The following is a 25740-nucleotide window of genomic DNA, read 5'->3' on the forward strand; positions in this document are numbered from 1 at the left end:
TCATCTCCTTGGATGTGGGACGGCGAGCGGTGGAGGCCGATCGAGCGAAATACATGCCACGGGGACAGCCAGGCCGGCGGCTTCATGCCGCTCGCGCACAGCCGCACGCAGCAGCGCCGCCACGCAGCGCGCAAACGCCTCGTCGTACCAGCCGTTGGCGCCGCTGGCGGCCACCACGATGCCGTCCTGCGCCACCGCGCCGGCCAGCAGCATGTCGCCGTCGCACAGCAGGTGCGCGGCACTGGCGGCCACCTGCCCGCTGTCGATACCGGTGCGCCACGTCAGCCGGGCCTTGCCGCGTGCGTAGTGCGCATAGTCGGCATCCCAGCGTCCGCGCGATGGCAGCGAATGTTCGTAGAGGATCGCGTCCTCGAACCGGTATTGGCCGACAGCCTTGCCTGGGTCCATCACCACCACATGCATGCAACCGCTCTCGCCCACGGCACGGTCGTCGAGGCTGGCCACCAGCATCGGCAGGGCCAGCGCCACGGCGCGGCGGGCGGCATCGGCATCGAGCAGGGGCTGCGCGGTGTCGGAATTGGCGTTCGGCATGCTTCGCTCCCGGCGGGACAGAGGGAAAGCGCTGGGAACGCAAGCTTCGCGCCGGGCCCAGGCAGGCGAGTCTGCGGCGTGCCTCCACGCGCGGCAACCACGGCCGGCAGCGCTTCTACACGCGGCAAGTAGAAACGGCTCTCGCGAACTGCAAACGGCTGTCCGCAACGGCATGGCCGGCGATATGGACACGGAACCGAACGAGAACCGGTTCAACGCTTCTCTTCATCGGCTCGGCGGCGGGCACGGCCCCGCACTGGCATGCAAGGTGCAGACAGCGGGTCTGACCTTCGACACCACCAGCATGCCCACGGGAGTCCACCATGCGAAGAATCGCCCTGATCAGTGAACACGCGTCGCCGCTTGCCAGCATCGGCAGCATCGACAGCGGTGGGCAGAATGTCTACGTGGCGCACCTTGCGCGCCAGTTGGGCAAGTGCGGCTATGCGGTGGATGTGTTCACGCGGCGCGACAAGGCGCTGCTGGCGGACGTGGTGCCGTTCGCGCCGAACGTGCGCGTGGTGCATGTGCCGGCGGGCCCCGCCGTGCACGTACCGAAGGAGGCGCTGCTGCCGTACATGGCCGATTTCGGGGACTTCATGGTCGACTTCATGCGGCGCGATGCCATCGGCTACGACATCCTGCACGCCAATTTCTTCATGTCGGGCGTGGCGGCACTGCGGGCCCGCCGTGCGCTCGGCATCCCGCTGGTGATGACCTTCCACGCGCTTGGCAAGGTACGCCGGCTGCACCAGGGCAGCGCCGATGGCTTTCCCGACAGCCGCTTCGACATCGAGGACGAACTCGCGCGCGAGGCCGACTGCGTGATTGCCGAGTGTCCGCAGGACCTGGAAGACCTGGTCACGCTGTACCGCGGCGACCCGGCCCGCATCGAGACCGTGCCCTGCGGCTTCGACGACGAGGAATTCGCGCCGATGGACCGCGATGCCGCGCGCGCATCACTGGGCTGGGAGCGCGAAGCCTTCACGGTGCTGCAACTCGGTCGGCTCGTGCCGCGCAAGGGTATCGACAATGTGATCCGGGCCATGGGCTGCCTGCGCCGGCACTTCGGCATCGCGGCACGCCTGCACGTGGTGGGCGGCAACGCCGAGCAGCCCAGCGTGGAGGCCACGCCCGAAATCGGCCGGTTGCGTGGCGTGGCCGAGCAAGCCGGCGTCGCCGACGCCGTCACGTTTGTCGGCCGGCGCGGACGCGAGCAGTTGCGCACGTTCTACAGCGCTTCCGATGTCTTCGTGACCACACCCTGGTACGAACCGTTCGGCATCACCCCGGTGGAAGCCATGGCGTGCGGCGTGCCCGTGGTGGGCGCCAGCGTGGGCGGCATCCGCTCCACGGTGGCCGATGGCGAGACAGGCTACCTCGTGCCCGCGCATGATCCCGACACGCTGGCCGCCCGGCTGGCCGACCTGGCGCGTGACCGCGCCACGGCACGGCGCATGGGCGAGGCCGGGCGCCGCCGCGCGCAGGCGCTGTTCACATGGGCCGGCGTGGCGCGCCAGATGGAGCAGGTCTACGCGCGGCTGGCCACCGCGCACGCCGGCAGCGGCCGCGTGGCCGCCTGATGGCCCGGTACGGAGGCATGCCATGAAGGATCCGGATCACAAACGCATCGTCGTCACGGGCGGGGCGGGGTTTCTGGGGTCGCACCTGTGCGACCGGCTCGTCGAGGCCGGCCACGACGTACTGTGCGTCGACAACTTCTACACCGGCAGCAAGGAGAACATCGCCCACCTGCTCCAGCGGCCCAACTTCGAGCTGCTGCGTCACGACGTGACGTTTCCGCTCTACGTCGAAGTGGACGAGATCTACAACCTTGCCTGCCCGGCCTCGCCGGTGCACTACCAGAGCGATCCGGTGCAGACCACCAAGACCAGCGTGCACGGCGCCATCAACCTGCTGGGGCTGGCCAAGCGCGTCAGGGCGCGCATCCTGCAGGCGTCCACGAGCGAGGTTTACGGCGACCCCGACAACCATCCGCAGCAGGAGAGCTACTGGGGCCACGTGAACCCCGTGGGGCGCCGCGCCTGCTACGACGAAGGCAAACGCTGCGCCGAGACGCTGTTCATGGATTACCACCGCCAGCACGGTGTCGACGTCAGGATCGCACGCATTTTCAACACCTACGGCCCCCGCATGCATCCGGCCGACGGGCGCGTGGTCTCGAACTTCATCTCCCAGGCATTGGCCGGGGAGCCGCTCACGCTCTACGGGGAAGGCACCCAGACGCGCTCCTTCTGCTATGTCGACGATCTCGTGGAGGGGCTGATCCGGCTGATGGCCTCCGACGCGGCCGGAACCCCGGTCAATCTCGGCAATCCGTGCGAGACCTCGATGCGGGACATCGCCAGCGAGATCCTGCAGGCCACCGGGTCTGCCTCGCGGATCGAACATCGGCCGCTGCCCGAGGATGACCCGCGCCAGCGCTGCCCCGACATCACGCTGGCGCGCACGCTGCTGCACTGGCAACCGGCCGTGCCGCTGCCCCAGGGCCTGCGGCTGACCGTAGCCTACTTCGTGTCGCGCTACGCACGGACGCAGCGGGCCCGCGCGCACGCACCCGACTGGCAGGCCCCGGACACGGCGGCGTGGCGCGCCGCCGATTCCCGCTGACCGCACGCGCCCTGCCCGCGCGGGGCCACCGGCGGCGCTGAACGTCACGCCGCCGGCGCCCCCGGCGCGCCCGACGAACCGAGCGCCACGGTGCGCGGCTGGCCGTGGGCGACGATGGCTGCGATCAGCTCGGCCATCTGTACCGGTTTCGACAGGTGCCGCTGGAAGCCGGCCATCATTGCCCGAATCCGGTCCTGCGGCTGCGCGTGCCCCGACAGCGCGATGGCGGTCAGCCGGTGGTCCAGCGGTACATCCCGGTTCGATTCGAGCCGGCGCACCTCGCGCAGCACCGTGTAGCCGTCTTCATCGTCGAGCGCGATATCGCACAGCAGTACCTGCGGCCACGCCGCCGGCGCGGTGCGCGACAGCCAGCCGAGCAGGTCGCGCCCATGCGCGAACGCCTGCGCCTCGGCGCCGAGATCTTCCAGCGCCTCCACCAGCACCTCGCGCGTGGGCGGGTCGTCATCGAGCACCAGCACCTGGCTGCCGCGCAGCGTCTGCGGCCCGAGTGCCACCGGGTCGGCCTCGGCGAAGCTGGCAGGCGCCAGCACCTCGCTGACCGGGCGCATCGGCATGCGCAACTGCCAGGTGTGCCGCGCCGCATCGTGGGCCAGCGCAACGCCCGCGTCCGCCAGGCGGTCCTGCAGAGGCTGGAGTTCGCCGGCCGGCAGCGTGAGCCCCTGCGTGGAAGGCGTGGCCGAGAGCGTCAGCGACGCGTCGCCATGGCTCCGTTCGAGCCGCAACTCGATGCGCCCTCCTGCATCCACCGACGCCACAATGCGCTCGCAAAGCTCCCACAGGGCCTTCTGCAGCAGCCCCGGATCACCCGTGACGCGCAGCTCGGCCTCGCCCACGACCGTGAACAGGTGGATGTGCCGCTGCGCAATGGGCTCGCGCAGTCCGTCGACCACGCCCGCCACGATGGCCTCCAGCCGAATCGGCTGCAACGCCAGCCGCTCCTCGGTGCGTTCGAGTTCGCGCTGCTGCTGTTGCAGGCGCCACATCTGCGCGTAGACGCCGCCGCGCGCCAGCAGCGCCTGATGCGTGCCGGCTTCGACCACGCGCCCGTGCTCCATGACCAGGATATGGTCGGCATCGGCGATCGTGGACAGCCGGTGCGCGATGATGAACGCCGTGCGCCCCTTGGCCACGCTGGCCAGCTCGTGCTGGATCGCGCGCTCGGTGCGCGTGTCGAGCGCCGACGTGGCCTCGTCGAACACCACGATCGGCGGGCGCTTGAGCATGGCCCGCGCGATGGCCACGCGCTGCCGCTCGCCGCCCGACAGCCGCACGCCGCGCTCGCCCACCATCGTCTCGTAGCCCTCCGGCAGGCGGTCGACAAAGCTGTCGAGCTGCGCCGCGCGCGCGGCCGCCACCACATCCGCGTGCGAGGCCCCCTCGCGGCCGTAGGCGATGTTGTAATGGATCGTGTCGTTGAACAGGATGGTGTCTTGCGGCACGATCCCCACGGCCTCGCGCAGGCTGCGCTGCGTCACGAGCCGCAGGTCCTGGCCATCGACCAGCACCCGGCCGGAGTCGGGCTGGTACAGGCGGAACAGCAGCCGGGCCAGCGTGGACTTGCCCGAGCCGCTGCCCCCCACCACCGCCACGGTCTGGCCCGCGCCCACGCGGAAGCTCACATCCCAGAGCGTCTGCCGGCTGGGGCCATAGCTGAAGTTGACATGCTCGAAGACGATCTCGCCCTGCCCCACCGCCAGCGGACGCGCGCCCGGCGCGTCGTCATCCTCGCCGGGGCGGCCCCGCGCATCGAGCAGCGCCCAGAGCCGCTCCACGTTGGTCATCGCATCGTTGGACTCCCGGAAGATGAAACCCAGCGTGTTCAGCGGCAGCACCACCTGGATGATGTAGGCGTTGATCAGCACGAGGTCACCCACGGTCAGCGTGCCCTGCGCCACGCGCTGCACGCCGAGCAGCATCACGCTGGCCACGCCGATGGCGATACAGGCGCTCTGGGCGATGTGCAGCGCGGACAGCGCGTACTGGTTCTCGATGCCGACGCCTACCCAGCGGTCCAGCAGCCGGCCCAGCCGCTGCGACTCGAACGACTCCCGCGCGAAGTACTTGACCGTGTCGTAGTTCAGCAGGCTGTCCACGATCCGGCCGTTGGTCTGCGCTTCCACGGCATTGACCTTGCGCTGGACCCGCATGCGGCGCCGTGTCAGCAGCACGGTGCAGACCGTGTACAGCGCAAACACCACCAGGATGATGGCCGCGAACTGCCCGCCATAGGCGCTGACCAGGATCACCAGCACCGCGGCAACTTCGAGCAGCGTGGGGACGATCGTGAACACGGCCACGCCCAGCAGGAAGCCGATCGCGGCAGTGCCCTTTTCGAGGTCGCGAATGATGCCGCCGGTCTCGCGCTGCGAATGGAAGCGGGCCCCGAGCCCATGCAGGTGCGCGAATGTCCGTGCCATGAAGCGGGCCACGGTGCCTTGCGCCACGCGCGCAAACACCACGTCGCGCAGCTCATTGAACGCGTTGCCAAGCAGACGCAGTACCGCGTACGCCAGCACCAGGAACACCGGCACGGTGATCACGAGCCGCACGAACGGCCCGGCGCTGGCCGCGCCGGCAGGGTTCGCCAGGGTCTGGGTCGAGGCCGCCTCGTCGACGATCAGCTTGAGCACCAGCGGCACCGCCACCGTGGCCGCCTTGGCGAGCAGCAGCAGCGCCACGGCGGCGAGCACGCGCAGCCGGTGCGCCGAGATGGCGCACCACAGTTCGGCGGCGATACGCCGGCGCGAGACCGGCGGTGCGGCATGAGGCAATGCGGGCTCCGTTCCGGCAGACAGGACCCGTCTGGGGCGCAAGGTCCATGCCGGGGAAGCGGTCGCTCTGCACCCGGCCCGAGGCCCATGCCGCAGCCTCCCGAAAGCGGCCCCGCAGGACGCAACTTTTGCAGGAAGCGTGGCCTCGCGCGCTTCCCACATTGCAAACGTGGCGGACGCGCCGCTAGCGTTGCGCGTCGCGGATGCGCATGATGGTCTGGCGCGACACCTGGAGCCGGCGCGCGAGTTCGCTGACCGAGGTGCCCTGCCGCAGCGCCTCCCGGACATCGTCCTGGGTGCCCTGCGGCAGCGCCGGGCGCCGGCCTAGCCGGGCGCCGCGCTGGGCAGCCTGCTCGGCGCTGGCCTTCATGCGCGCGCTGCGCGTGCTCTGCTCCAGCGCGTTGGCAGCCTCCAGCGCGCGGCATACCGGCGAGTCGGTCACGGTCAGGTCGGCGTTGCCGGCCTCGATGCAGAGCAGCCGCACGCCGAGCGTGCGCAGCCGGGCTACCGTGCCGAGCACTTCCCGCAGCGACGCGCCAAGGTTCCTGAGATGGAACGTGACCACCGTATCGCCGGGGCGCAGCCGGCGCAGCATTTGCTGCATGCGCGGCCGTTCGAGCGCCGGCATGGCGATCGGCACGCGTTCCCACCAGGCGAGCCCGAAATCCACCACGAAGCCCTCGGCGTCGAGCTTCACGCACTCCGTTTCGAACTCGCCAAGGTTTCCGGCCTGGTTGGTGTAGATGTGAGTGGGCATGTCCGTGTCGTGACGTCTGGGCGACGTGGCATGTGCAATGGGTCCAAGCTTAGCAGTCCGTACTCAATCGGGCCATTCCGGACATCCCGTAAACAGTGTCGGCCCTGGCCGATTCTCCGTACCATCGAGCCACGGACCCGGCTTGCGGCGGGCCCGGCCCGGGAGACAAGGAGGCCAGCCATGGCAACACAGCAATACTATGGGCATACGGTCGAAGGCGCTGCCATGTTTCTTGCAGAAGGCAACTGGCAGGCGTCGGGGCGCGTCGCGCAGTGTGGCGCCGTGGTCGTGCAGTCATGCACGATCGGCATTTTCCGGACGCGCGAACGTGCCATGGCCGAGGGGCTGGCGTGGGGCAAGCATTGGATCGATGCCAACCAGTGCTTCGACCACGCGCTGCCCGCTGATCTGCCGTTCCCTGCGGAGCAGGCCGAGCAGGCAACGCCGGCGCCCTAGCGGCCGCCGGGCCCCCGACCCCGCTTCAGCGGCCCGGCGACTGACGCAGCCGCAGCAGCGTCGACAGCAGATTGTCGACGATCACCGGCTTGGGCAGGTGCGCGTCGAAACCGGCATTGCGCGCCGCACGCACATCGCTCTCGCGCCCGTAGCCGCTCAGCGCGATCGCCAGCACGCTCTGCAGTTCCGGCTGCGCACGCAGACGGCGCAGCAGCTCGTAACCATCCATGTCTGCCATGCCGATGTCGGACAGCAGCAGGTCGGGCCGCTGCGTCATCATCTGCGCCAGCGCCGACCTGCCGTCGAACGCCACGTCGACGGTGGCCCCCTCCGACTCCAGCAGCACGCGGAACGCCTCGACCGTCTGGGCGTCATCGTCTACCAGCATGATGCGCATGCCGTCGAGCAGCGTGGCCGACACCACCGCTGAAGGCTTGCCGTCCCGCGCGGCGCTGCCCACCGGCAGTTCCACCGTGAACGTGGCGCCCTCGCCGCGCCCCGGCGATGCCGCATGGACAGTGCCGCCGTGCAGCGTGACCAGTTCCCGTACCAGCGACAGGCCGATCCCCAGCCCGCGCGGGCGGCCCGTAGGGGCGCCGTCCTGCCGGAACAGGTCGAAAATGAACGGCAGCGCCTGCTCGGCGATGCCTTGCCCGGTATCCCGCACCGTAAAGCGCGCCATGTCGCCGTGGGTCTCCAGCAGGACCGTGACCTCCCCGCCCTCGGCGGTGAACTTCAGCGCGTTGCTCAGCAGGTTCCACGCCACCTGTTCGATGCGCGTCACATCCGCGTGGATCCACAGCGGCGCCTGCGGCAGGTTCACCGTCAGCGTGGTGCGCTGCGCGCGCGCCTCGTCGCGCACGGCGTCGGAGACCTGCCGGACCACTTCCACCAGATCCACGGGCTGGCGCGTGATCGACAGCTTGCCGGTGCGTACGCGCGACATATCGAGCAGATCGTCGATGATCTGCGCCTGGCTCAGCACAGTGCGGCGGATGGTGTCGGTGGCACGCGCGATCAGCGGGTTCTGGCGCGCCTCGGCCGAGCGCGAGATCAGCTCGCTGCTGGCGCTGATCAGGTTCAGCGGGTGTTTGAGTTCATGCGACGCCACGGCCAGGAATTCATCGCGCTGCGCGTTGTCGTGGCCATGCCGCCAGCCCGACTCGTAGCGGGGCGCGCCCGGCGTCAGCACCTCGTCCAGGTCGCGTGCGATCTTGGCAAACCCGGACACGCCGCCCTCATCGAGCCGCGACAGCACGCCGCTGGAGCGGAACCGCGAGCCATCCTTGCGCAAGTGCCAGCGGTCTTCCTCCACGCGGCCGAACTTGCGGGCGCGCGTCATTTCCTCGGCCGGCACCTTGCGGGCCCGGTCCTCGGGCGTGAACAGCATCTCGGCCGGCTGGCCCAGCATTTCCTTCTCTTCGTAGCCGAAGATGCGCTCGGCGCCGTGGTTCCAGCTGGTCACGTGGCCATCGTCGTCGAACGTGATGATGGCGTAGTCGCGCGTGCTCTCGGCCACGATGCGCATGCGGCGCTCGCCTTCGCGCAGCCGCTCCTCGGCCGACATGCGCGACGTGATGTCGATGAACGACAGCACCGCGCCGTCGATACGGTCCTCGGTGGTGCGGTAAGGCAGGAAGCGCGCCAGGTACCAGTGGCCATCGGCGCTGCGCACCTCGCGCTCGATCAGCCGCAGCGAATCGAAGGCGTCGGTGGCATCGTCGGCCAGCTTGTCGTAGTCGAGCCGGTGCGTGATGTCCAGCAGCGAGCGGCCGATGTCCGACGGGATGATGCTGAAGACGTCCGTGGCGCGCGGCGTATAGCGCTTGATGCGCATGGTGCGGTCAACGAAAATCGTGCCGATATCGTTGGCCGTGATCAGGTTGTGCAGGTCGTCGTTGATCTTTGAGGTTTCCTCGACCTTCGACTTCAGCTCGGCATTGACCGTGGTCAACTCCTCGTTGATCGACTGCAGTTCTTCCTTGCTGGTTTCGAGTTCCTCGGTGGCCGAACGCAGTTCCTCGTTCATGGCCTGCAATTCCTCGTTCGACGCCTTCAGTTCCTCGGTGGACGTCTCCGACTGCTCGATCGTCGCCTGCAGCTGCTCCTTGGTGCGCTGCAGCTCGCGTTCGAGCTGGCGCACCACGGGGTCGGGCATCGGCTTCTGCTGCACGTCGGCGTCCGCGCTCATGCTGTCCTCTACCTCGTCGAAGAGGATCAGCACGAAATCGGCATTTGCCTCGGCGTCATGCACCGGCCGCGCGATCATGTTGACGAAGAAGCGGCGCCCTTCGCGCGTCAGTTGCACGCGGCGCGCCTCCACGCTGTGGTTGGCCTGCAGCGCCTGGAAGATGGCGGTGCGCAGTTCCAGCCGCAGTTCGGGCCGCACGGCCGCGATGATGTTGTGCGAAGGCTCGCCGCCCGCGTACTGCAGGAAGCGCCCGGCCCGGTCCGAGAGGTGCACGATGTCCGATTCGCGGCTCACCAGCACGCTGGGCGGCGCGTATTGCTCCACCACCCGCTGGTGGAGGTCGCCGAACGAGAACTTGCGCCGGCCCGGCTGGGTCATGACCGTCAGCGGCAGCCGCGCGCTCTGCATCGTCGCCGTCATCGGCACCGGCGCGTCGCTGCGTACCGCCACGTTGGCGCGGTAGATACGCGCCTTCTTGTCCACCACGGTGAACAGGCCACCCACGCTGTCGGCCGCCTCGGAGCTACCCAGGAACAGGAAGCCGCCCGGCCGCAGCGCGAAGTGGAACGTGCGCAGCACGTCGTGCTGGGCGTCGCGGTCCAGGTAGATCAGCAGGTTGCGGCAGCAGATCATGTCGAGCCGCGAGAACGGGGGATCGCGCAGCAGGTTGTGCAGCGCGAACAGCACGTGTTCGCGCAACTCCTTCTTCACGCGATAGTGGGCGGCATCCTTGACCAGGAAATGGCGCGCCCGGCCCGGCTCCACGTCCGCCAGGATCGATTCGGGATACAGCCCGGTGCGGGCGTAGGTGATGGCCCGCTCGTCGATATCGGTGGCGAAGACCTGGAACGGCACGCCTTCGGCACTGCGCGACGACGCATCCTGCAGCAGCATCGCCACCGAGTAGGCTTCCTCGCCCGTGGCGCAGCCGGCGGACCAGATCCGGATCGGCTCGCTGGCCGGGCGCTGGTCGAGCAGTTGCGGGATCACCTCGGACTGCAGCGCGTCGAACGCCTCGCGGTCGCGGAAGAAGTTGGTCACGCTGATCAGCATGTCCTGCAGCAACTGCGGCGTCTCCTCGGGATGCTCGTGGAGGAAATCGCGGTACTCAGCCAGTTCGGCCAGCCCATTGACCTGCATGCGGCGCTCGATGCGGCGCAGCACCGTGGCGCGCTTGTACTGCCGGAAGTCATGCGAGGTGCGCGTGCGCAGGATGACCATGATCTCGCGCAGCACCCGCTCGTTGACCGTGGCCAGTTCCTCGTCGGTCTCGTGCAGCGCCTCGGTCGCGCCGCGCATGCGCTGGACGTTCGACCACATCTCCATCAGCTTCTGCGGCATTTCGGACACCGGCATCACGAAATCCACCTGCCCGGTACCGATCGCCGCGCGTGGCATGCTGGACACCCCGGCATCCTCGGGATGCTGAGCCATGACGATACCGCCCAGTTCCTTGATCCGGGTGATGCCCACGGCCCCATCGGAGGCGGCGCCCGACAGCACGATGGCCACGGCACGCTCGCGGTGCGCCTCGGCCAGCGAGCGGAAGAACAGGTCGATGGCCGCCCGGCGATCGTCGCGCGAGGCCAGGGGCTGCACCCGGAGAATGCTGTCGACCATCGTCAGCACCTTCGACGGCGCAATCAGATAGACATGGTTGGCTTCGACCGGCACGGCGTCCGTCACCTGGATCACCGGCATCGACGTCACGCCACCCAGGATCTCCGGCAGCAGGCTCTCGTGGTCTGGCGAAAGATGCACCACGATCACATAGGCGGCGCCGGTCCGCGCGGGCAGCGTCTCGAAAAACGTCTTGAGCGCCTCCACCCCACCGGCAGACGCGCCAATGCCCACCACCGGAAAGTTGAGTTGGCTCGGGATGGATTTCACCTGCGTGCTGACCATTGGCGTTCGGACGACCGGGAATAGGAGAGCCTGCATATTACTACGCAGGATGTCTGCCGGCGCCGCACCCGGACTGACCACGACCGTGTGGCGCAGGCAAAAAAAAGCCGCTCCGGAGAGCGGGAGATGAAACAAATAGCCTGCGGCGCGAACCTCTGCAGGTGCAGCGACTGTATGGCCGCCGACTCATCCCATGTCCGTACGTAATGCATGAATTACGGACATTAAATTCGGACAGTCAAACCCGTCCGGCCGGTCCATTCTGGTTATAGTGACCACAGAGTCTGACGGTCGCGCTGCCGCGTTGCCGGCGCGGAGGAAGCATGCAAAAAGGAAAGATGTTGCGCGATCTGATCGTCCTCGACCGGTACATCGCCGAGCGCGAAGCGGAACTGCGCCGTACGGAAATCGCCGCCCGGCAAGTGGCGCATCCGGCTGGGACCCCACCGCCGGCCGAGCCGCCCGAGGTGGCGGCATTGCGCCGGACTATCTACGTGCTGAGGGCGCGGCGCGACACGCTGAACGGGCAGGTCAAGCGCGTGGCCTGAAGCGATTCGCTACCCCTGTCCTGCCCTCCACGCATCACTTGCCGGTCTTTGGCGCAGGCTGGTCAGACGTTCCGCCTGACGCCTTGCCCTGGTGCTGCTTGCCGGGATCTTCGTTCTTGAAGCCACCGTAGCTGCTCTGGCCCGGATCGGCGCTCCGGCTCTTGATCTCGCCGGCGTCGCGGTCCTCCCGCACGCCCGGATTGCTCGTCTCCTGCTTCTCCTGCTTCTCCTGCCTGCCGGAATTCCCTGCCTTGCCGTGGGTGTCGTGGCGATTCGTCATGACGGTCTCCTTGGAGTTGGTATCCCGCAGTGCCGCAAGGCGTATGCCAGCCCCCCCCCCGGAACGCCACCAGCCAGCGCCGGCGGTCGGCACAAGGCTTGCATCGAAGCGGTGACTTTGCCAAGGAGTCCAGCGATGCAACCCGTCCGCTTCCTACCCGCTGTCGTCGGCCTCGCGCTGGCGCTGATGTCGACCACGATCTACCTCGCCACCCCCGACGCGGCACCGCTGTCGGACAAGCCCGGCACCGCGCTGGCCGGCGACGCCGACGTGATGTTCCTGCGCAAGGCCGCTCAGGCTGGCGCGCTCGAGATCGAGGCCAGCCGCATGGCCGAGAAGAAGGCCAGCAGCGCCGCCGTCAAACAGTTCGCCGCGCAGATGATCAAGGACCACAGCGCCGCCTCGGCAAAGATGGAACCGCTGGCCAAACGGCTTGGCGTGCAGTTGCCCGCGTCGCCGCCGGAAGTCCAGAAGCAGGAACTGGCGCAAATGAACACGTTGAACGGCGCGGCATTCGACCAGGCCTACGCGCAGAAGATCGGCGTGGAAGCTCACGAGGAGGCTGTCAGCCTGTTCCGCGAGGCGGCCAAGGACACCAAGGATGATGGCGTCCAGGCATTCGCGCGCGACACGCTGCCCACGCTGCAGCACCACCTCGACATGGCGAAAAAGATGGCCGGACAGGTAAGAAAGTAAGTCGAAAACTTGCCAGAGGACCGGCGGTCATGGGCTGGTGTGCCGTAACCGCAATGGAATGGGTTTTGCATCGGGTTCCCGCAGCGCCCGGCCCGTCCCGGCGGGCGCCATAACTTCCATCCCCACACAGCAAGAAAGACGACATCATGGACAAATCCAAAGTACCCGTGGACCAGCGCGCCGCGCTGTCGCTCCTGCTCGATGACCATCGTGCGCTCAAGAAGCTGTTCAAGCAGTTCCAGGATGCGAAGGACGACAGCCAGAAGGCGTCGATCGCCGCCGAGACCTGCCACCAGCTGACCGTCCACGCGCAGATCGAGGAAGAGATCTTCTACCCGTCGCTGCGCGGCGTCAGCGACAAGCTCGATGACATGCTCGACGAGGCCAACGTGGAGCATGCCGTGGCCAAGGAACTGATCGCGAAGATCGAGTCCGGCGACAAGGAAATGCTCGAAGCCCACTACACGGTGCTGTCCGAATACGTGGGCCACCACGTCGAGGAGGAAGAGAACGAATTGTTCCAGGCCGTGATCAAGGCCAAGGTCGACCTGACCGAGGTGGCGCAGCAGATGGAAGGCCGCAAGGCCGAGCTGATAGGCCAGCCGGCCTGACGCAGCCTCGACACTTTCCCGGCGCGGCGCACGTGCGGCAAGCCCGCGCGTGCGCCGCGTTCGTGTCAGACACTGTGTTGTCCGTAGCCGCTCACATCCCTGAATCCTCTCGCTAGAATGCACGCCACTGCGGTATTGCCCGCTTTTTGACATGCAGGTCGGGAGGCCAAATGAACCGGAAAATTCTGATTGGCGTGATCGCCATCGTCGCGGTCGTCGTGGTGACGAGCTACGCCAGCCCCTACTGGACCATCTACCAGATGCGGGGCGCGATCGAGAAACACGACGCCGAAACGTTCTCGAAGTACGTTGACTACGCGGCGCTGCGCGAGAACCTCAAGGCGCAGCTCGCGCCGGGCAGCAAGGACGCGCCGAAGGACCATACGCTCGCCGGTCTCGGCCAGATGATCGGCGGCGCGGTGGCCGACAAGGTCGTGGACGTCATGGTCACGCCCGAAGGCGTCATGGCACTGATGTCCGGTGAAAAGCCCGGCCCGCAGATCGCCCGCCGCAAATCACAGACCGCTCCGGCCGCCGCACCCGACGCCGCAGCCAAACAGGAGGCCGCCAGGGACGCCGTGAAGTACAGCGTGTCGTATCGCGGCTGGAGCCTGGTCCAGGCCAGCGCGATGCGCGACAACGGCCAGCCAATCATCGTCGATCTGCGCCGCCACGGCCTCTGGTCGTGGAAGGTGGCCGGCGCCCGGATTCCGGGATTGTCCAGCCACTGAACGCCGGGGGCCGCGCTACCGCTTGCCGGACATCTGTTCGAGCGTCTCCAGCAGCGGCACGTCGTCCGGCTCCCCGTCGTAGCGCGTACCGTTCAGGTAGAGCGCCGGCGTGCCATTGACGCCGCTGCGCACGCCACCCGCAAAGTCCGCCCGTACCTTGCGCGCGAAAGCCCCGCCGAACGCCCGCTCCACGAGATCCTGCGGCACGCCCAGATCCTGGGCGTAGCGCGCGAGATCGTCGTCATCGAGCGCGTCCTGATGCTCGAACAGCCGGTCATGCATCGGCCAGAACTTTCCCGCCGCCGCAGCCGCCTCGCTCATCAGCGCGGCCGCACCGGCATGCGGATGCATGTCGACCAGCGGGAAATGGCGGTAGACCACGCACAGACGATCCCCCAGCGCCTGCTGCAGGCGCTGGATGATCGGATACATCCGCCCGCAGAACGGGCACTCGAAATCGCCATACTCCACCAGCACCAACGGCGCATCGAGACGGCCCTGGTGATGGTCTTCGGCAGTCACCGGCACGACGAGATGGCTCATGACAGGTCTCCGGCAACAGCGGCCACGGCCCGCTTCGGCAGCCGGTCCAGCGCGGCCAGGATGCCATCGACGCCGGGGTTGATGGCCAGCGGCGACACGTAGCTCCAGCGCACGACTCCGTCGGCATCGATCACCACCAGCGCCCGCTCGGCCGTACCATCGCCGGCGCGGTACACGCCATACGCCCGCGCCACCGCGCCCTTCGGCTCGAAATCGGCCAGCAGCGGAAAATGCAGGTGGCGCTGTTCGGCAAAGGCCGTATGGCTCCAGACCGAATCGACCGAAATGCCGAGCAGCACCGCGCCATAGGCTTCCAGCTCGGCGCGCGCCGCGTTGAACAGGCTCATTTCGTCCCCACAGACCGGACTCCAGTCGGCCGGATAGAACGCCAGCACCACCGGCCGCCCGCGCAACTCGCGCAGCGCGATGGTCTGGTCAGGGGTGGCATGCAACGTGAAGTCGGGCGCGGTCGCACCCACGAGCGACGCGGAGGACGGTCGCGCCGAAACGGAATCTGGCACCTAGGGCTCCTTGGACTGGCTGCGCGGCTCGAACGCCGCGCCTGAAGCCATTGTTGCCAAGGTGCCCGGAGAGGACTTGCGGGAGAACGGGAGCGATTTCGCATTCGACCCGTCAAAAAAACAAAAGCCCGGGAAGACCGCGATCTTCCGGGGTTCCGCCGCCATATACAGACGTATTGGCGGAAACGGTATCGAAATCTTCGGGCGGACCAACGAGTTGGCCGTCTTCGATCGCGCGATGGAGCGACTGCAGCGTACCGAGGAGCGAGTGGGTGACCCAGAAATCAGTCACCTCGTGCGACGCTTTGAGCATCTGCTCGCTGGGCAGATCTCCAGCCGAGAATCGGATCGCGGCGGCGCGACAACAGAGCCAACTCAACGCACCGGCGAAGTGATTGGATAGCGGAGTATTGATGCAACTGCTCATGCGCTATCTCGTTCTATCAGGCGGGTTGCTACCTTCCATGCGGTTCGCCGATCTGCAGGCTGGGTGAAGGTCTCAGGACGGCCAGTTTGAGTCATTCGCAGGCGGCCATGAATGACCGTTTCTGTTCGGATCAGTCGTTGATCGACGTTCTCAAGGGCAAAAAAAAACCACGTCCCGTAGGACGTGGCGGAACGTTCTAAGTACCGCCGATTTCTCGGCGTGGCATCGCTGCCCGCTACATTGAACGTGGGTAGTTCGAGAGTGATCGCATCAGCGCAGTCTTACCACTTCACGCGCACACCGAGCTTCGCGCCAATCGCATTGCTGTCGCCGAAGTTCTGCAAGCTGGTGCGTGCCAGCAGTTCGCCGTAGACGGTGTAGTGGTCATCGTCCCAGTTCATCGAAGCACCCACGCCCAGTCCGGCCCACAGCGCCTGCTCCTTGCTGACCACGCTGATATCCGCCACGCGTGCCGACGTGCCGTGCAGGAAGTCGTAGTACAGGTTGGTGATGCCGTACACATGCGAGCGGCGAGTCTTGCCGTTGGCGGCCATCCACTTGGTTTCGTGATCCAGCGAAACGCCCAGGCGCGAGACCAGGCTGTTGCCGTTGTCGCGCGAGACATTTGCGCCGTACTGGTCCGTGAACGCGTCGAAGCGCACTTGCGACCAAGCGAGTTGCGCCTGCGGCGTGATGGACCAGTTGCCGCCCAGCGCGAGCTGGTGGCCGGCTTCCACGCTGGTGGCCACGCCGCTGCCGCGATTGCCGTTGGTAAGCTTGGCCGAGAGTGTCGACGAGCGGATGTCAGTGTCGTACCACGTTACCGTGGCGCGGGCATCGACATACGAACCATTGTTGCCGTACCACGTTGCCGTGCCGCCAAAGCCGTAGCCGCTGGCATCGATCGCGCCGTTGCCGAACATCGACGAGACATTGGAGTTGGCAACGCCGTAGTGGAACGTCGGGCCAACCACCAGCGTGCCGGAGGCGTTCTCGATGACCGGCGCATCCACACCGCCCTCGAACTTCCACATGCGCACGTTGTAGCTGGCGCTGGTCGTGCTGGTGGACGGATCGATATGTGTGTTCGAACCTTCGACACGCGCCCAGGCGCCGCGACCGATGATCGGCTTGCCGGCGTCCTGCTCGGCTTGAACGGCAGCGTTGGGCGACCACGAACGGTTGCCGACGCGCTGTTGCAGCGTGCCCAGTTCGTTGAAGCGTTGCAGGACGCTCGAATAGGCTTCATACAGCGGCACGGTCGGCGACAGCAGCGGAGCGGTGGCCGATGAGGCCGCACTTCCGCCAACCGTCGTATCGGCCAGCGTCGAGCGCAGGTACCAGTCGCCATCGGCCGGCGTGGACACGCCATTCTTGTAGAGGCGATACGCGTACGCGCCCGCCACCACGGCTTGCTGGCCCTGGAACGTGTAGTCGCCTGCCAGCGTGAAGGCACCATTCGATGCCCCTTGCACGTCGATCACCTTGATGCCATCGACAGTCGCTGCACCCGAGCCGCCGACATTGACCGCACGGATCTGGCTGGTGCCCGAGGTGTCGCCCGTCACCACCAGTCGTCCCGTGGCCGAGGTATCGCCGCCAAACACGGTGTTCACGCGCACCAAGCCGCCATTGCCGATGTAGTTGCCGGCGACGGTCAGCACGCCCGAGCCGCCGCCCGGCGTGACCGTGCCCGTGTTCGTAACATCGCCGAAGATCGTGCCGGCGCCCGACAACGTACCGGCGGCGTTTACGGTGACCGGGCTCGTGATAGAGCCATCGATGGCCAGCGTGCCGAGGTTGATCGTAGTCGGACCCGTGTACGTGCTGGCTGCCGTCAGCACCGTGGTGCCCGTGCCGTTCTGTGCCAGACCGCCTGCGCCCGAGACGATACCGCCATACGTATAGGCATCGGAACGATTGAAGGCGAGAGTGGCGCCGGTGTTGACCACCACGTTGCCGGCGAGGCTGCCGCTGGTGCCGCCATTGCCGATCTGCAACGTGCCTTGGTCTACCGTCCACGGCGCGGCGACCGTACCGGTGCCGATCAGCGCCCAGGTGCTGGCGCCGGTCTTCGTGAAATTGTCGAAGTAGCGGTACTGCGCGGTATCGCCGATGGCGGAGACATCGAACACGCTGTTGGTGTCGCCGCCGAGGCGGAAGGTGTCGTTGGTCGCGCCGCTATGGGACACGACGTTGCCGACGATATTGGAACCGGCTTGTAGTTCGAGCGTGAGGGAGCCCGTGCCAGTGGCGAACTCGACGGCATTGGCGTATCCGGTACCGGCACGGAGGGTGCCGGAGTTCGTGACAGTAAACGTGCCCGCGCTGGAGCCGGAAATGATTGCGGCGTTGCCCGTACCGCCTTCGATCAGCCCGGAGTTTTGTATGGTTGCCGTGCCGACGGTCAGCCGAACGCCCGCGCCACCGGGTGTAGTACCGGAAAGATCGGTGCCGCCACGAATGGTGCCTTGATTCACAAGACTCCCATTGACGGTGTTGGTGAACGCCACGCCGTTGCCTACCGAGCCGCCCATTCCGTCGCCGCCCACGATCAGCCCGGTCGCCGAGTTCACAAGTGTCGCGCCGACGGACAGATTGACGCCGGCAGCACCGTTCGCGCCAGCAACAGTCGCATTGCCGCCCTTGATCGAGCCGTTGTTGATGAGGTCCGTGTTAGGGAACACCGAGATGGCAACCCCGGCTGCCGCGCCGGCGGCGGTGGAGTCCCCGCCCGTAGCGACGCCATTGAAGATTGCAAGTCCACCGGCACTGAGGGCGAGCGCGGTATTGGCGTTGGTGCCCGCCGTAGCCACGTAGGTTCCATTGAAAGTCCATGGTCCCGTGGCAGACGTACCAAAGGTGCCGAGGGGCACGTCCTTGGTCAGGACGAAACCATCGGTATCAAGGGTGATCGGCTTGGTCGGTGTCGGTACGCCGGTCAGCGTAGTGTTCAACGTAAAGCTTCCGGTCAGACGGATGATGGCATTCGCGTCGCCATCGGCATTTGCGGCGGCCACCGCCGCTTGCAACTCGGCCAGATTGGAGGCGGTGTATTCAGCCGCCGATGCGCCGACCGGAAAAAGCAATGCGACGGCCACCGTGATGGAAGAAACTTGCGGTGCGCACACCCCTGGGCGCCGGATTCCACGACTAATTTTGGACTGCATGGGTCTACCTTTGTTTGTATTGTTTTGGCTACAAATCGCAGCCGTGGCGATGGTAGATCACGCCATGACGTTATGTAAGCGTTACAAGAAAAGGTGTCGCGATGTGGCTACGGGATATCTTTCCCCCCATTGCGAGCAGGGACAAAAAAGTATTAGAGCCTCCTCTCTAACAGGGATTTGTTCACGCAGGATATCGCCGCCCAATTCGAAAATCCCCAGCAGTTCGACCCCGCAGGCTTGTTCTCTTTGTGGGCCGACCTGTGCGCAGTAGTGAATCAGCCAGCCCCACACGAAAATCGTGGGGGTACGCTTGCTCTCCTCGGGAAGGCGGTATGCGTCTCGGCCCCATAAGGATCAGCAATTCCCTGATCCATGGAGATCTCCGGCCACCACATGTTGCAATCCCCTTCTGCCAAGGAGATTCACGATGGATGACCATACAACACATCCGCTACTACTCTACCCTCTTTGCCGCAGGGTCGACGGTCGTCCGGTGCGACGATGCGAAGAGGGCACGGGATGATCCGCGCGCTCACTACCGTTTGTGATGAGCCGATCGGCGAGGTCTGCCCGATCAGGTTAGGCATGCCCATCACGGCACACTGGGGGTTCATGGGGCCCGTGAAGAGGAGATAGAGTCGCCGGTATCACGCTAAAGAGGGAGCTTTTGTGGTAATACCTTCGCGAGCAACTTCCTCCTCGCTCTAGCAATCAGACGGTGGCTCCGGCCAGATTCCCGACGAACTGTGTAATTGCCGGCTGTTAGCGTGGACGCCTAGTTGATGATGATCTTGCCAATCACCTGTCCGGACTCCTGCGCTTCATGCGCAGCGACGATGGCGTCGAGCGGTAGATGCAGTCCGATAGTGGGACAATAGGCACCTTCGGCCAGGCATTGGCTGATCGCCGAGATGGCTGCGGACTTTGCGGTGAAGGGGACTGTGTAGATGTAGACGAATCGGAAACCGCATCCGGCGATCATGGCGCGGAGCAAGTTAACGCTCAACTGATCGTCAGAGGCGCCCATTGCATAGGCGCTGATAACCCCGCCGTTCGCCAGGCACCCTATATCGATCTCCAGATTCTCCTTCACGCTGACATCCACGATACGGTCAACGCCGCGCTGTCCGGTTGCCGCTTTTACAACAGTCGTCACATCCTCGCGCCACCGATCGATAACCACGTCCGCGCCGGCGCGGCGCGCCGCATCCGCCTGGCCGGGCGTCGAAACAGTCGTCGCGACCCAGGCACCGGCCCATTTCGCCAGCAGGATCGCTGCCGTGCCTACGGCTCCCGCGCCGCCGTGGACAAGTACGGCCCGCCCTTTGATTTCTCCGTCAGCGAACAGACAACGATGCGCGGTGAGCGCAGGCACGCCCAGACAGGCACCAACCTCGTAGGACACGTTGTCAGGCAAACTGACGGCTTGCTGCGACGGCACGACGACAAACTCGGCAGCCGTGCCAAACGCGCGCAGGTACTGCGCTTCGAACAGCCACACTCGTTCGCCGATGCGAGCGGAATCCACACCGGTCCCCACCGCGTCGATCACGCCCGCGCCATCCTGATGTGGAACCACCAGTGGAAAACTCATTCCGCCGGAGAAACCTGTTCGCGCCTTGATGTCGCTGGGATTCAGCCCTGAAGCATGGATGCGTACGCGGACCTCACCGGCACCTGGTTGTGTAACGGGAAACTCGCCAAGCCTCAACACTTCCGAAGCCTTGCCCTGTCGTTCGTAATAAGCCGCCTTCATCGATCTCACTCCTTGCATGAACGTCGCGGCCCACCTTGAACTGCGACGCACAATCGAGCCTGCACTATCCGCGGCAGATCGCTTTCGGACAAGACGGCACATCTTTGATATATAGGGATACAAAGTATCCTAATGAAAACGGGAGTCGGAATGACCTCTTCGGTTACCACGTACCAGTGCTCGGTGACAGCAACCGTCGATGTGGCAGGCGGCAAATGGAAACCGCTGATCGTTCACTACCTGATGGACGGTACCAAACGGTATGGCGAACTCCGGCGCCTGATCGGAACGGTCACCCAGCGGTCATTGACGCTGCAGTTGCGCGAACTGGAACTGGACGGGATCGTGATTCGCGAAGTGTTTGCCGAGGTACCGCCGCGCGTGGAGTACACGCTGACGGAATTCGGCAGGACGCTAGCGCCCGTGCTCGATGCAATGAAGGCGTGGGGCGATGCGTATATTGAACGACTGGGGCATCCGGTTCTGAGAGAAAGCCGGGCCGATCGCTAGCTGAAGGCGCTCACTCCACTTGGAGATACCGACGAGCGCAGTGTATCGCGAGCGGGCCTGCGCTAGGCAAAAGTACTGGTCATCAACCGGTGCTCTCAGCCAGATCCGCTCCTAGCGGAACTCGCCGCGAACGTGCACGACATGGCGTTGAACTTTGGCGGCTTCTCGCTCGTATCTTGGCGGGGCGTGCGTATCGTTCCGGTAAGACCCCACCTTAAATTCTCACCCTCTATTTGATAATGCGAATCGTTTATGAGAGTGAGAAGAGAAAATGCCGCGCGCGGCCGAAAGCTGCGGGCCACGTCTATGGTTATTGCCGCATTTTCAGCGTTACCGGCGTTTGCAGAACCGGGCGCGGACCAGGCGACAAATCGCGATGGGCGAAATGGCGATGTGGCAACACTGCCGGCAATGACCGTCACGGCGCGAAAGTCAGAGGAAGCACCTCTCGATGTCCCCCAGAGCGTGACCGTCATCGACAGCGATAGCCTCGGCGCAGCGCCGCTGGATCCCCAGGCGGCGATCGTGCAAGGCTCGGCGAATGTTGTGTGGAACACGTGGAGCGGCGCACAGGGGTTTTTTGCGGTCCGCGGAATCAGCTCGCTGGGGGCGCCAGTCAACAATGCCGACGGAACTGTTGCCTTCAACATTGACGGCGTTCCGACCAGCATGCTTGGGCTGTCAAGCCCAACTCTTGATGTCCGCCAGGTAGAAGTCTTGCGAGGGCCCCAAGGAACGCTCTGGGGCAGCAATGCCCTTGGCGGCGCAATCAATGTCACGACCAACCGGCCTGACGGTGAGCGTGATTTTCACGTCAAGACGGAGGTCGGCTCGCACGGCTACCGACTAGGCGAAGCGGTGATGGGTGGAAACCTGATTCCGGATGCACTGGACGGTCGCCTTGCTGTTCAGGTCGCCAATTCCAACGGCGACATCAATAGCCTGGCGACAGACAGGCTGGGCCAGCGCGACGTACGTGGCGCAAGGGGTGGACTGCGCTGGCACGATGGGACCAACTCCGTCTCGGTAACCGGCTTCTATGCCAAAGACCGCGGGAACGCGCCCTTTTTCCTGCTGAAGGACTCGTCCGGATTTCCAGTCAGCGGCACCATGACAATGCCGACGCAGGACACCCAGCGCGGCGGCACAATCGTTAAGATCGAGCATGCGTTTGATTCGGCCACACTGACATCCATCACAAGCTTTCAGCAAAATCGCGTCTCCAACTATGTCGATGCGACAGATTCGCTTGTCTACGCGGAGGCCGGCATCCCCGCAGCATTCTTGACCAGTACGCCCGGTTTTACCGACGATAAAGAGAATCTCTACTATCAGGAGATCCGGTTGAACTCTCTGGCTGGTGGACCGGTGAGATGGGTTGCTGGTGGTAGCGCGAGCTACTCTGATGCAGAACGACATTGGGGGAACGGACTGCAACAGAACCCTACCTGGCACGATACGCGCCTAAAAACTCGCAGCTTCGCCATGTTCGGCGATGCGACGATTCCATTTGGCAACCAATGGTCGCTCTCCCTCGGGGGGCGGCTGAACAATGATGCAATAGACATGGACGTTCGCAACATCCAGCGGTTTCCAGGTGCATCCGGTCACAGCGACACGTCGCAGACGTATCTCACAGGGAGAATGTCTCTTGCCTACACGTGGAGCCCCGTCTTAATGAGCTACGCCTCCGTCAGTCGCGGCCACGCCATGCGGATCTACAGCCTGTATGGCACTGCGGCCAACGGCGCGTTGGCGGATCCATATCCGGCTGCGACCGGCATCACTTATGAATTCGGGACCAAAGTCGACCTCTTTGATAAGCGACTCCAACTCGATGGCGGCGTCTTTCTCAATGAGATCAAGAACGGCGTACTAACCTACCTCGACCCAGCGTCCGCTACATTCAGAACGAGCTATCAGGACTATCGCACGACTGGCTTTGAACTGCAGGCGCGAGCGCTGGTAGTGCGCGGGCTGACGTTGTCAGGTAGCGTCGGTTATACACACGCCGAATTGCGCGATGACAGCTTCGCGACAAGCCGCGTACCAAACATTCCGTCCTGGACGGCTACCGCATCCCTTCAGTACGCCTTCCCTGCGCAGGCCTTCGCTCTCCCAGGCTCCTTTTCGATCGCCGCCGACTATCGCTATGTCAGCTCAAGGGTTGCCGATGTCGATCGTTCGTTCTCCATGGCACCGTACAGCATTGCGAACGCAGCCTTGAGTTGGCAAAGTCCAGGAGGCGCCCTACAAGTATCGTTGTTTGCCCGTAACCTGACAGACAAGCGCTACTACACCTATGGATCGAGCTTGAACGCGATACCGATCGTCACAGTGGGACAGGGACGAGTGCTTGGGGCCGGGGCGACTATACGATTCTAGGCCAGACCATAGCAGCGTTCCGTGCAAGGAACTGGGTTGGGCTCACGCCCAGTTCCTTGCGGAACAACGCGCTGAGCGTAGAGGCGTGCGCGTATCCAAGGGTGTGCGCCACATCCGCCACCGACAGACCCTGCTCTAGCAAAGCGGCCGCACACGATATCCGAAATGTTCGAGCCCACTCACCAAATGACATGCCGGTCTCCTGCCGGAACAAGCGCATCAGACTCCGTTCACTGAGACCAACGAGTTGCCCCCAAGCCTGAGCGGTCAGATGCATACTAGGGTCTCGAGACAGAAGGTAGACGAGACGCTGCAAGCGTCGATCTACAGGTATCGGCAAGGACGCGCCAACTTCGCTTGCCATCCCCAACTCGTCTCGCAATAGCTGTTTATACCGCCGCCCGTGCTCTTCGCTCATGAGCTGACCGTCGTTCAACCGCCGCCGAAACCCGCGAATCAGTTGTTGCGTGAGAGCCGACAGGTTCAATAGTGCGCAACGCCCTTGCGTCAAGATGCCTTCGTTCGGTTGGAATGACAGGCAGGCCACGGTCTCTCCACTGCCGTACCGAAGTCGGTGGGGCAACCGAGGTGGTATCCAAAGTGCGATGGCCGCAGACAGCAGATGGCGATGACACCCAACTTCTACAAGAATGGGCCCGGTCATTGGCCAGAGGAGTTGCCCTTGGGCATGGGCATGCATCCCCTCATCGTCTGTGGCAACGACTTCGCTCCCCCAAATCGCGACTTCCTCCGCATGGGTCAAGGCCAGTTGAATGCCAGAAGCTGGTCAATTTCGGCATCCAGTTGGTCCTGCGTGACAGCCCGCATCGGCACGCCAAAGACTTTGCCGAGGGGCACGAGCAACGGTTGAAGCGTGACTGCCGCGGCCCTGTTGGAGACCACCGCCACACTTCCTGCGCAATGCTGCACCAGCAGTGAACGATTCTTCTTTAACCAGAGAACCAGGGGCTTCATATCGATTGGCTTGCCGTCCCTGCCTCCGCCGGGATCCCTCGTTAGCAAGACGAATCGACCTTCCCGCTGTAGAAGTTGGTCGAGATCAGACTCCCATGAGCCTGCATGTTCGGCACTCCACCATACCCGGGGGAAGTCCGTCGTATCGATCCTCAATCGTCTCTCCAGTCAGAAGCCCAACAAAAGACGTCGTCCGAGCGGCGTTTTTTTTGCCGCCCGCTCCCACGGTGAATGCCGCCAATCATCCGGAATTCCGGTTGATCGGGTACTCCGTGGGCCCATCGTCCTTGAAACCTAACACTGTTAGTGTATCATTCGCTCAACCAAACTAACAGCGTTAGGGTGAAGATATCCGGATCGCCCGGTGATGCGGTGAAGGTCTGGGCAAGACAAGCGATTGATGAACCCGAGACGGGGAGACAACAAGTGGAACGAATGACAAATGAGGACCGTAAGAGCTTGACGGACGAAGCGCTCAGGCGGCTGGCAGGCGGCCTTCAACTCGGCAATTGGACGGAAGAAGAGAAGACTGCGCTCGCATGTCGGATGCTGGCGCTTGAAGGCCACTCTCGCACGCTCGCGGGACAGATTACGGTAAGGCGTTCCGACGGATCGTTCCTGACCACTCCGTTGGCCGTCGGCTTCGACGAGGTCGGCACAGACCAGATCATCCGTATCGACGATTCGATCAACGTTATCCAGGGCAGTGGCGCTGCCAATCCGGCCATCCGCTTTCATCTATGGATATATCGCCAGCGTCCGGACGTCAATTGCATCATCCACACGCATCCGCCTTACGTATCTGCGTTGTCGATGACCGGGCGTCCCCTGCGCGTTGCCCACATGGATGCGACTCCGTTCTTCAACGACTGTGGCTTCCTGTCCGAATGGGCCGGACTGCCGATCGCTGATAGCGAAGGCGCAATCATCGCCGCAGCGCTCGGTTGGAAACGCAGCGTGCTGCTTGCGCACCACGGGTTCCTTTGCGCGACTGGCTCTATCGAGGAATCGGCTTACCTGTCGATGCTCATCGAGAACGCTGCCCAACTACAACTACTGGCGGAGTCGACGGGGAGGCCGATTGCGGAGCTGGATCCCGAGCTAGCGCAAGAGTCTCATGACTTTCTGCTTCGTCCCGACATCGTCCAGTCGAGTTTTGCGATGTTCGCGCGACGAGCACTCCGCAACGGCGCTCAGCATCGTCACGTGAGCAAAAGTTTGTGACGACCGCATCCCCCTCGCAACCATGAAACCGATGTCCGCATGAAAGACCCTGGGTACGAGGACGTCCAGTGTCCCGACC

At 64.8% G+C, this 25740-nt stretch carries 22 protein-coding genes; 10 read left to right on the forward strand and 12 right to left on the reverse strand.

What is annotated here, in order from left to right:
• Window positions 1–552, reverse strand: coding sequence for a hypothetical protein (locus tag EV147_RS07525; RefSeq protein WP_235844623.1), 552 nt, complete (start codon window positions 550–552; stop codon window positions 1–3).
• 323 nt (window positions 553–875) lie between these two features.
• On the opposite strand from EV147_RS07525, the gene EV147_RS07530 reads away from it, so the two are divergent.
• Both EV147_RS07530 and EV147_RS07535 read left to right on the forward strand, forming a co-directional pair.
• Window positions 876–2135 (forward strand): glycosyltransferase family 4 protein, encoded by a 1260-nt coding sequence (locus EV147_RS07530; protein WP_130390472.1) that lies wholly within the window; start codon window positions 876–878, stop codon window positions 2133–2135.
• A 22-nt stretch (window positions 2136–2157) separates the two neighbouring features.
• On the forward strand, window positions 2158–3183 hold the full coding sequence (locus EV147_RS07535) for a UDP-glucuronic acid decarboxylase family protein (protein WP_130390473.1): 1026 nt from the start codon (window positions 2158–2160) through the stop codon (window positions 3181–3183).
• Between the two features lie 44 nt (window positions 3184–3227).
• Here the strand turns inward: EV147_RS07535 and EV147_RS07540 are convergent, their stop codons facing one another.
• Together EV147_RS07540 and EV147_RS07545 are read right to left on the reverse strand one after the other, a co-directional pair.
• Window positions 3228–5975 carry an ABC transporter transmembrane domain-containing protein gene (locus EV147_RS07540; RefSeq protein ID WP_235844624.1) on the reverse strand — a complete coding sequence of 916 codons (2748 nt, stop codon included), beginning with the start codon at window positions 5973–5975 and terminating at the stop codon, window positions 3228–3230.
• Between the two features lie 184 nt (window positions 5976–6159).
• Window positions 6160–6732 (reverse strand): recombinase family protein, encoded by a 573-nt coding sequence (locus EV147_RS07545; RefSeq protein WP_130390475.1) that lies wholly within the window; start codon window positions 6730–6732, stop codon window positions 6160–6162.
• Window positions 6733–6912: 180 nt separating this feature from the next.
• Between EV147_RS07545 and EV147_RS07550 the strand changes: the two genes are divergently transcribed.
• Window positions 6913–7188 carry a hypothetical protein gene (locus EV147_RS07550; RefSeq protein WP_206751181.1) on the forward strand — a complete coding sequence of 92 codons (276 nt, stop codon included), beginning with the start codon at window positions 6913–6915 and terminating at the stop codon, window positions 7186–7188.
• A gap of 25 nt (window positions 7189–7213) precedes the next feature.
• On the opposite strand, the gene EV147_RS07555 is transcribed toward EV147_RS07550, so the two are convergent.
• Window positions 7214–11284, reverse strand: coding sequence for a CheR family methyltransferase (locus tag EV147_RS07555; protein ID WP_130390477.1), 4071 nt, complete (start codon window positions 11282–11284; stop codon window positions 7214–7216).
• A gap of 323 nt (window positions 11285–11607) precedes the next feature.
• Here EV147_RS07555 and EV147_RS07560 point away from each other — a divergent pair, with 323 nt between their 5' ends.
• Window positions 11608–11832 carry a hypothetical protein gene (locus EV147_RS07560; protein ID WP_130390478.1) on the forward strand — a complete coding sequence of 75 codons (225 nt, stop codon included), beginning with the start codon at window positions 11608–11610 and terminating at the stop codon, window positions 11830–11832.
• Window positions 11833–11866: 34 nt separating this feature from the next.
• Here EV147_RS07560 and EV147_RS07565 read toward each other — a convergent pair whose 3' ends face one another.
• Window positions 11867–12112 carry a hypothetical protein gene (locus EV147_RS07565; protein WP_130390479.1) on the reverse strand — a complete coding sequence of 82 codons (246 nt, stop codon included), beginning with the start codon at window positions 12110–12112 and terminating at the stop codon, window positions 11867–11869.
• Between the two features lie 135 nt (window positions 12113–12247).
• Between EV147_RS07565 and EV147_RS07570 the strand changes: the two genes are divergently transcribed.
• The 3 genes from EV147_RS07570 to EV147_RS07580 all read left to right on the forward strand — a co-directional run bounded on the left by EV147_RS07570 (window position 12248) and on the right by EV147_RS07580 (window position 14150).
• Window positions 12248–12808, forward strand: coding sequence for a DUF4142 domain-containing protein (locus EV147_RS07570; RefSeq protein ID WP_235844625.1), 561 nt, complete (start codon window positions 12248–12250; stop codon window positions 12806–12808).
• A 146-nt stretch (window positions 12809–12954) separates the two neighbouring features.
• Window positions 12955–13419: a hemerythrin domain-containing protein gene (locus tag EV147_RS07575; protein WP_130390480.1), complete on the forward strand. Its 465-nt coding sequence runs from the start codon at window positions 12955–12957 to the stop codon at window positions 13417–13419.
• A 170-nt stretch (window positions 13420–13589) separates the two neighbouring features.
• Complete coding sequence (locus EV147_RS07580; RefSeq protein ID WP_130390481.1) at window positions 13590–14150, forward strand: DUF2939 domain-containing protein; 561 nt, start codon at window positions 13590–13592, stop codon at window positions 14148–14150.
• A 15-nt stretch (window positions 14151–14165) separates the two neighbouring features.
• On the opposite strand, the gene EV147_RS07585 is transcribed toward EV147_RS07580, so the two are convergent.
• From EV147_RS07585 to EV147_RS07605, 5 genes are all read right to left on the reverse strand, one after another.
• Window positions 14166–14693, reverse strand: a complete 528-nt coding sequence (locus EV147_RS07585) for a DsbA family protein (protein WP_130390482.1) — start codon at window positions 14691–14693, stop codon at window positions 14166–14168.
• On the reverse strand, window positions 14690–15214 hold the full coding sequence (locus EV147_RS07590; RefSeq protein WP_130390483.1) for a redoxin domain-containing protein: 525 nt from the start codon (window positions 15212–15214) through the stop codon (window positions 14690–14692). Before EV147_RS07590 ends, EV147_RS07585 begins: the two co-directional genes overlap by 4 nt.
• Before the next feature lie 112 nt (window positions 15215–15326).
• Window positions 15327–15641: a hypothetical protein gene (locus tag EV147_RS07595; protein ID WP_130390484.1), complete on the reverse strand. Its 315-nt coding sequence runs from the start codon at window positions 15639–15641 to the stop codon at window positions 15327–15329.
• 281 nt (window positions 15642–15922) lie between these two features.
• A complete protein-coding gene (locus tag EV147_RS07600; RefSeq protein ID WP_198680184.1) occupies window positions 15923–18598 on the reverse strand; it encodes an autotransporter family protein in 2676 nt (891 codons plus the stop codon).
• 988 nt (window positions 18599–19586) lie between these two features.
• Entirely contained in the window at window positions 19587–20567 is a 981-nt protein-coding gene (locus EV147_RS07605) for an NADPH:quinone reductase (protein WP_130390486.1), read from the reverse strand.
• Between the two features lie 150 nt (window positions 20568–20717).
• Between EV147_RS07605 and EV147_RS07610 the strand changes: the two genes are divergently transcribed.
• Together EV147_RS07610 and EV147_RS07615 are read left to right on the forward strand one after the other, a co-directional pair.
• Window positions 20718–21077 (forward strand): winged helix-turn-helix transcriptional regulator, encoded by a 360-nt coding sequence (locus tag EV147_RS07610; RefSeq protein ID WP_130390487.1) that lies wholly within the window; start codon window positions 20718–20720, stop codon window positions 21075–21077.
• A gap of 306 nt (window positions 21078–21383) precedes the next feature.
• On the forward strand, window positions 21384–23462 hold the full coding sequence (locus EV147_RS07615) for a TonB-dependent receptor (protein WP_198680185.1): 2079 nt from the start codon (window positions 21384–21386) through the stop codon (window positions 23460–23462).
• Here the strand turns inward: EV147_RS07615 and EV147_RS26465 are convergent.
• Together EV147_RS26465 and EV147_RS07625 are read right to left on the reverse strand one after the other, a co-directional pair.
• Entirely contained in the window at window positions 23449–24162 is a 714-nt protein-coding gene (locus EV147_RS26465; RefSeq protein WP_130390489.1) for a helix-turn-helix transcriptional regulator, read from the reverse strand. The two genes, EV147_RS07615 and EV147_RS26465, sit on opposite strands and share 14 nt — an antisense overlap.
• A 59-nt stretch (window positions 24163–24221) precedes the next feature.
• Window positions 24222–24437 carry a hypothetical protein gene (locus tag EV147_RS07625; protein WP_130390490.1) on the reverse strand — a complete coding sequence of 72 codons (216 nt, stop codon included), beginning with the start codon at window positions 24435–24437 and terminating at the stop codon, window positions 24222–24224.
• Between the two features lie 435 nt (window positions 24438–24872).
• Here EV147_RS07625 and EV147_RS07630 point away from each other — a divergent pair, with 435 nt between their 5' ends.
• Complete coding sequence (locus EV147_RS07630) at window positions 24873–25661, forward strand: aldolase (RefSeq protein WP_130391225.1); 789 nt, start codon at window positions 24873–24875, stop codon at window positions 25659–25661.
• Window positions 25662–25740 lie beyond the last annotated feature (79 nt).

It is taken from the genome of Cupriavidus agavae (genome assembly GCF_004217045.1).
In the GTDB taxonomy this organism is placed as follows: Bacteria; Pseudomonadota; Gammaproteobacteria; order Burkholderiales; family Burkholderiaceae; genus Cupriavidus; species Cupriavidus agavae.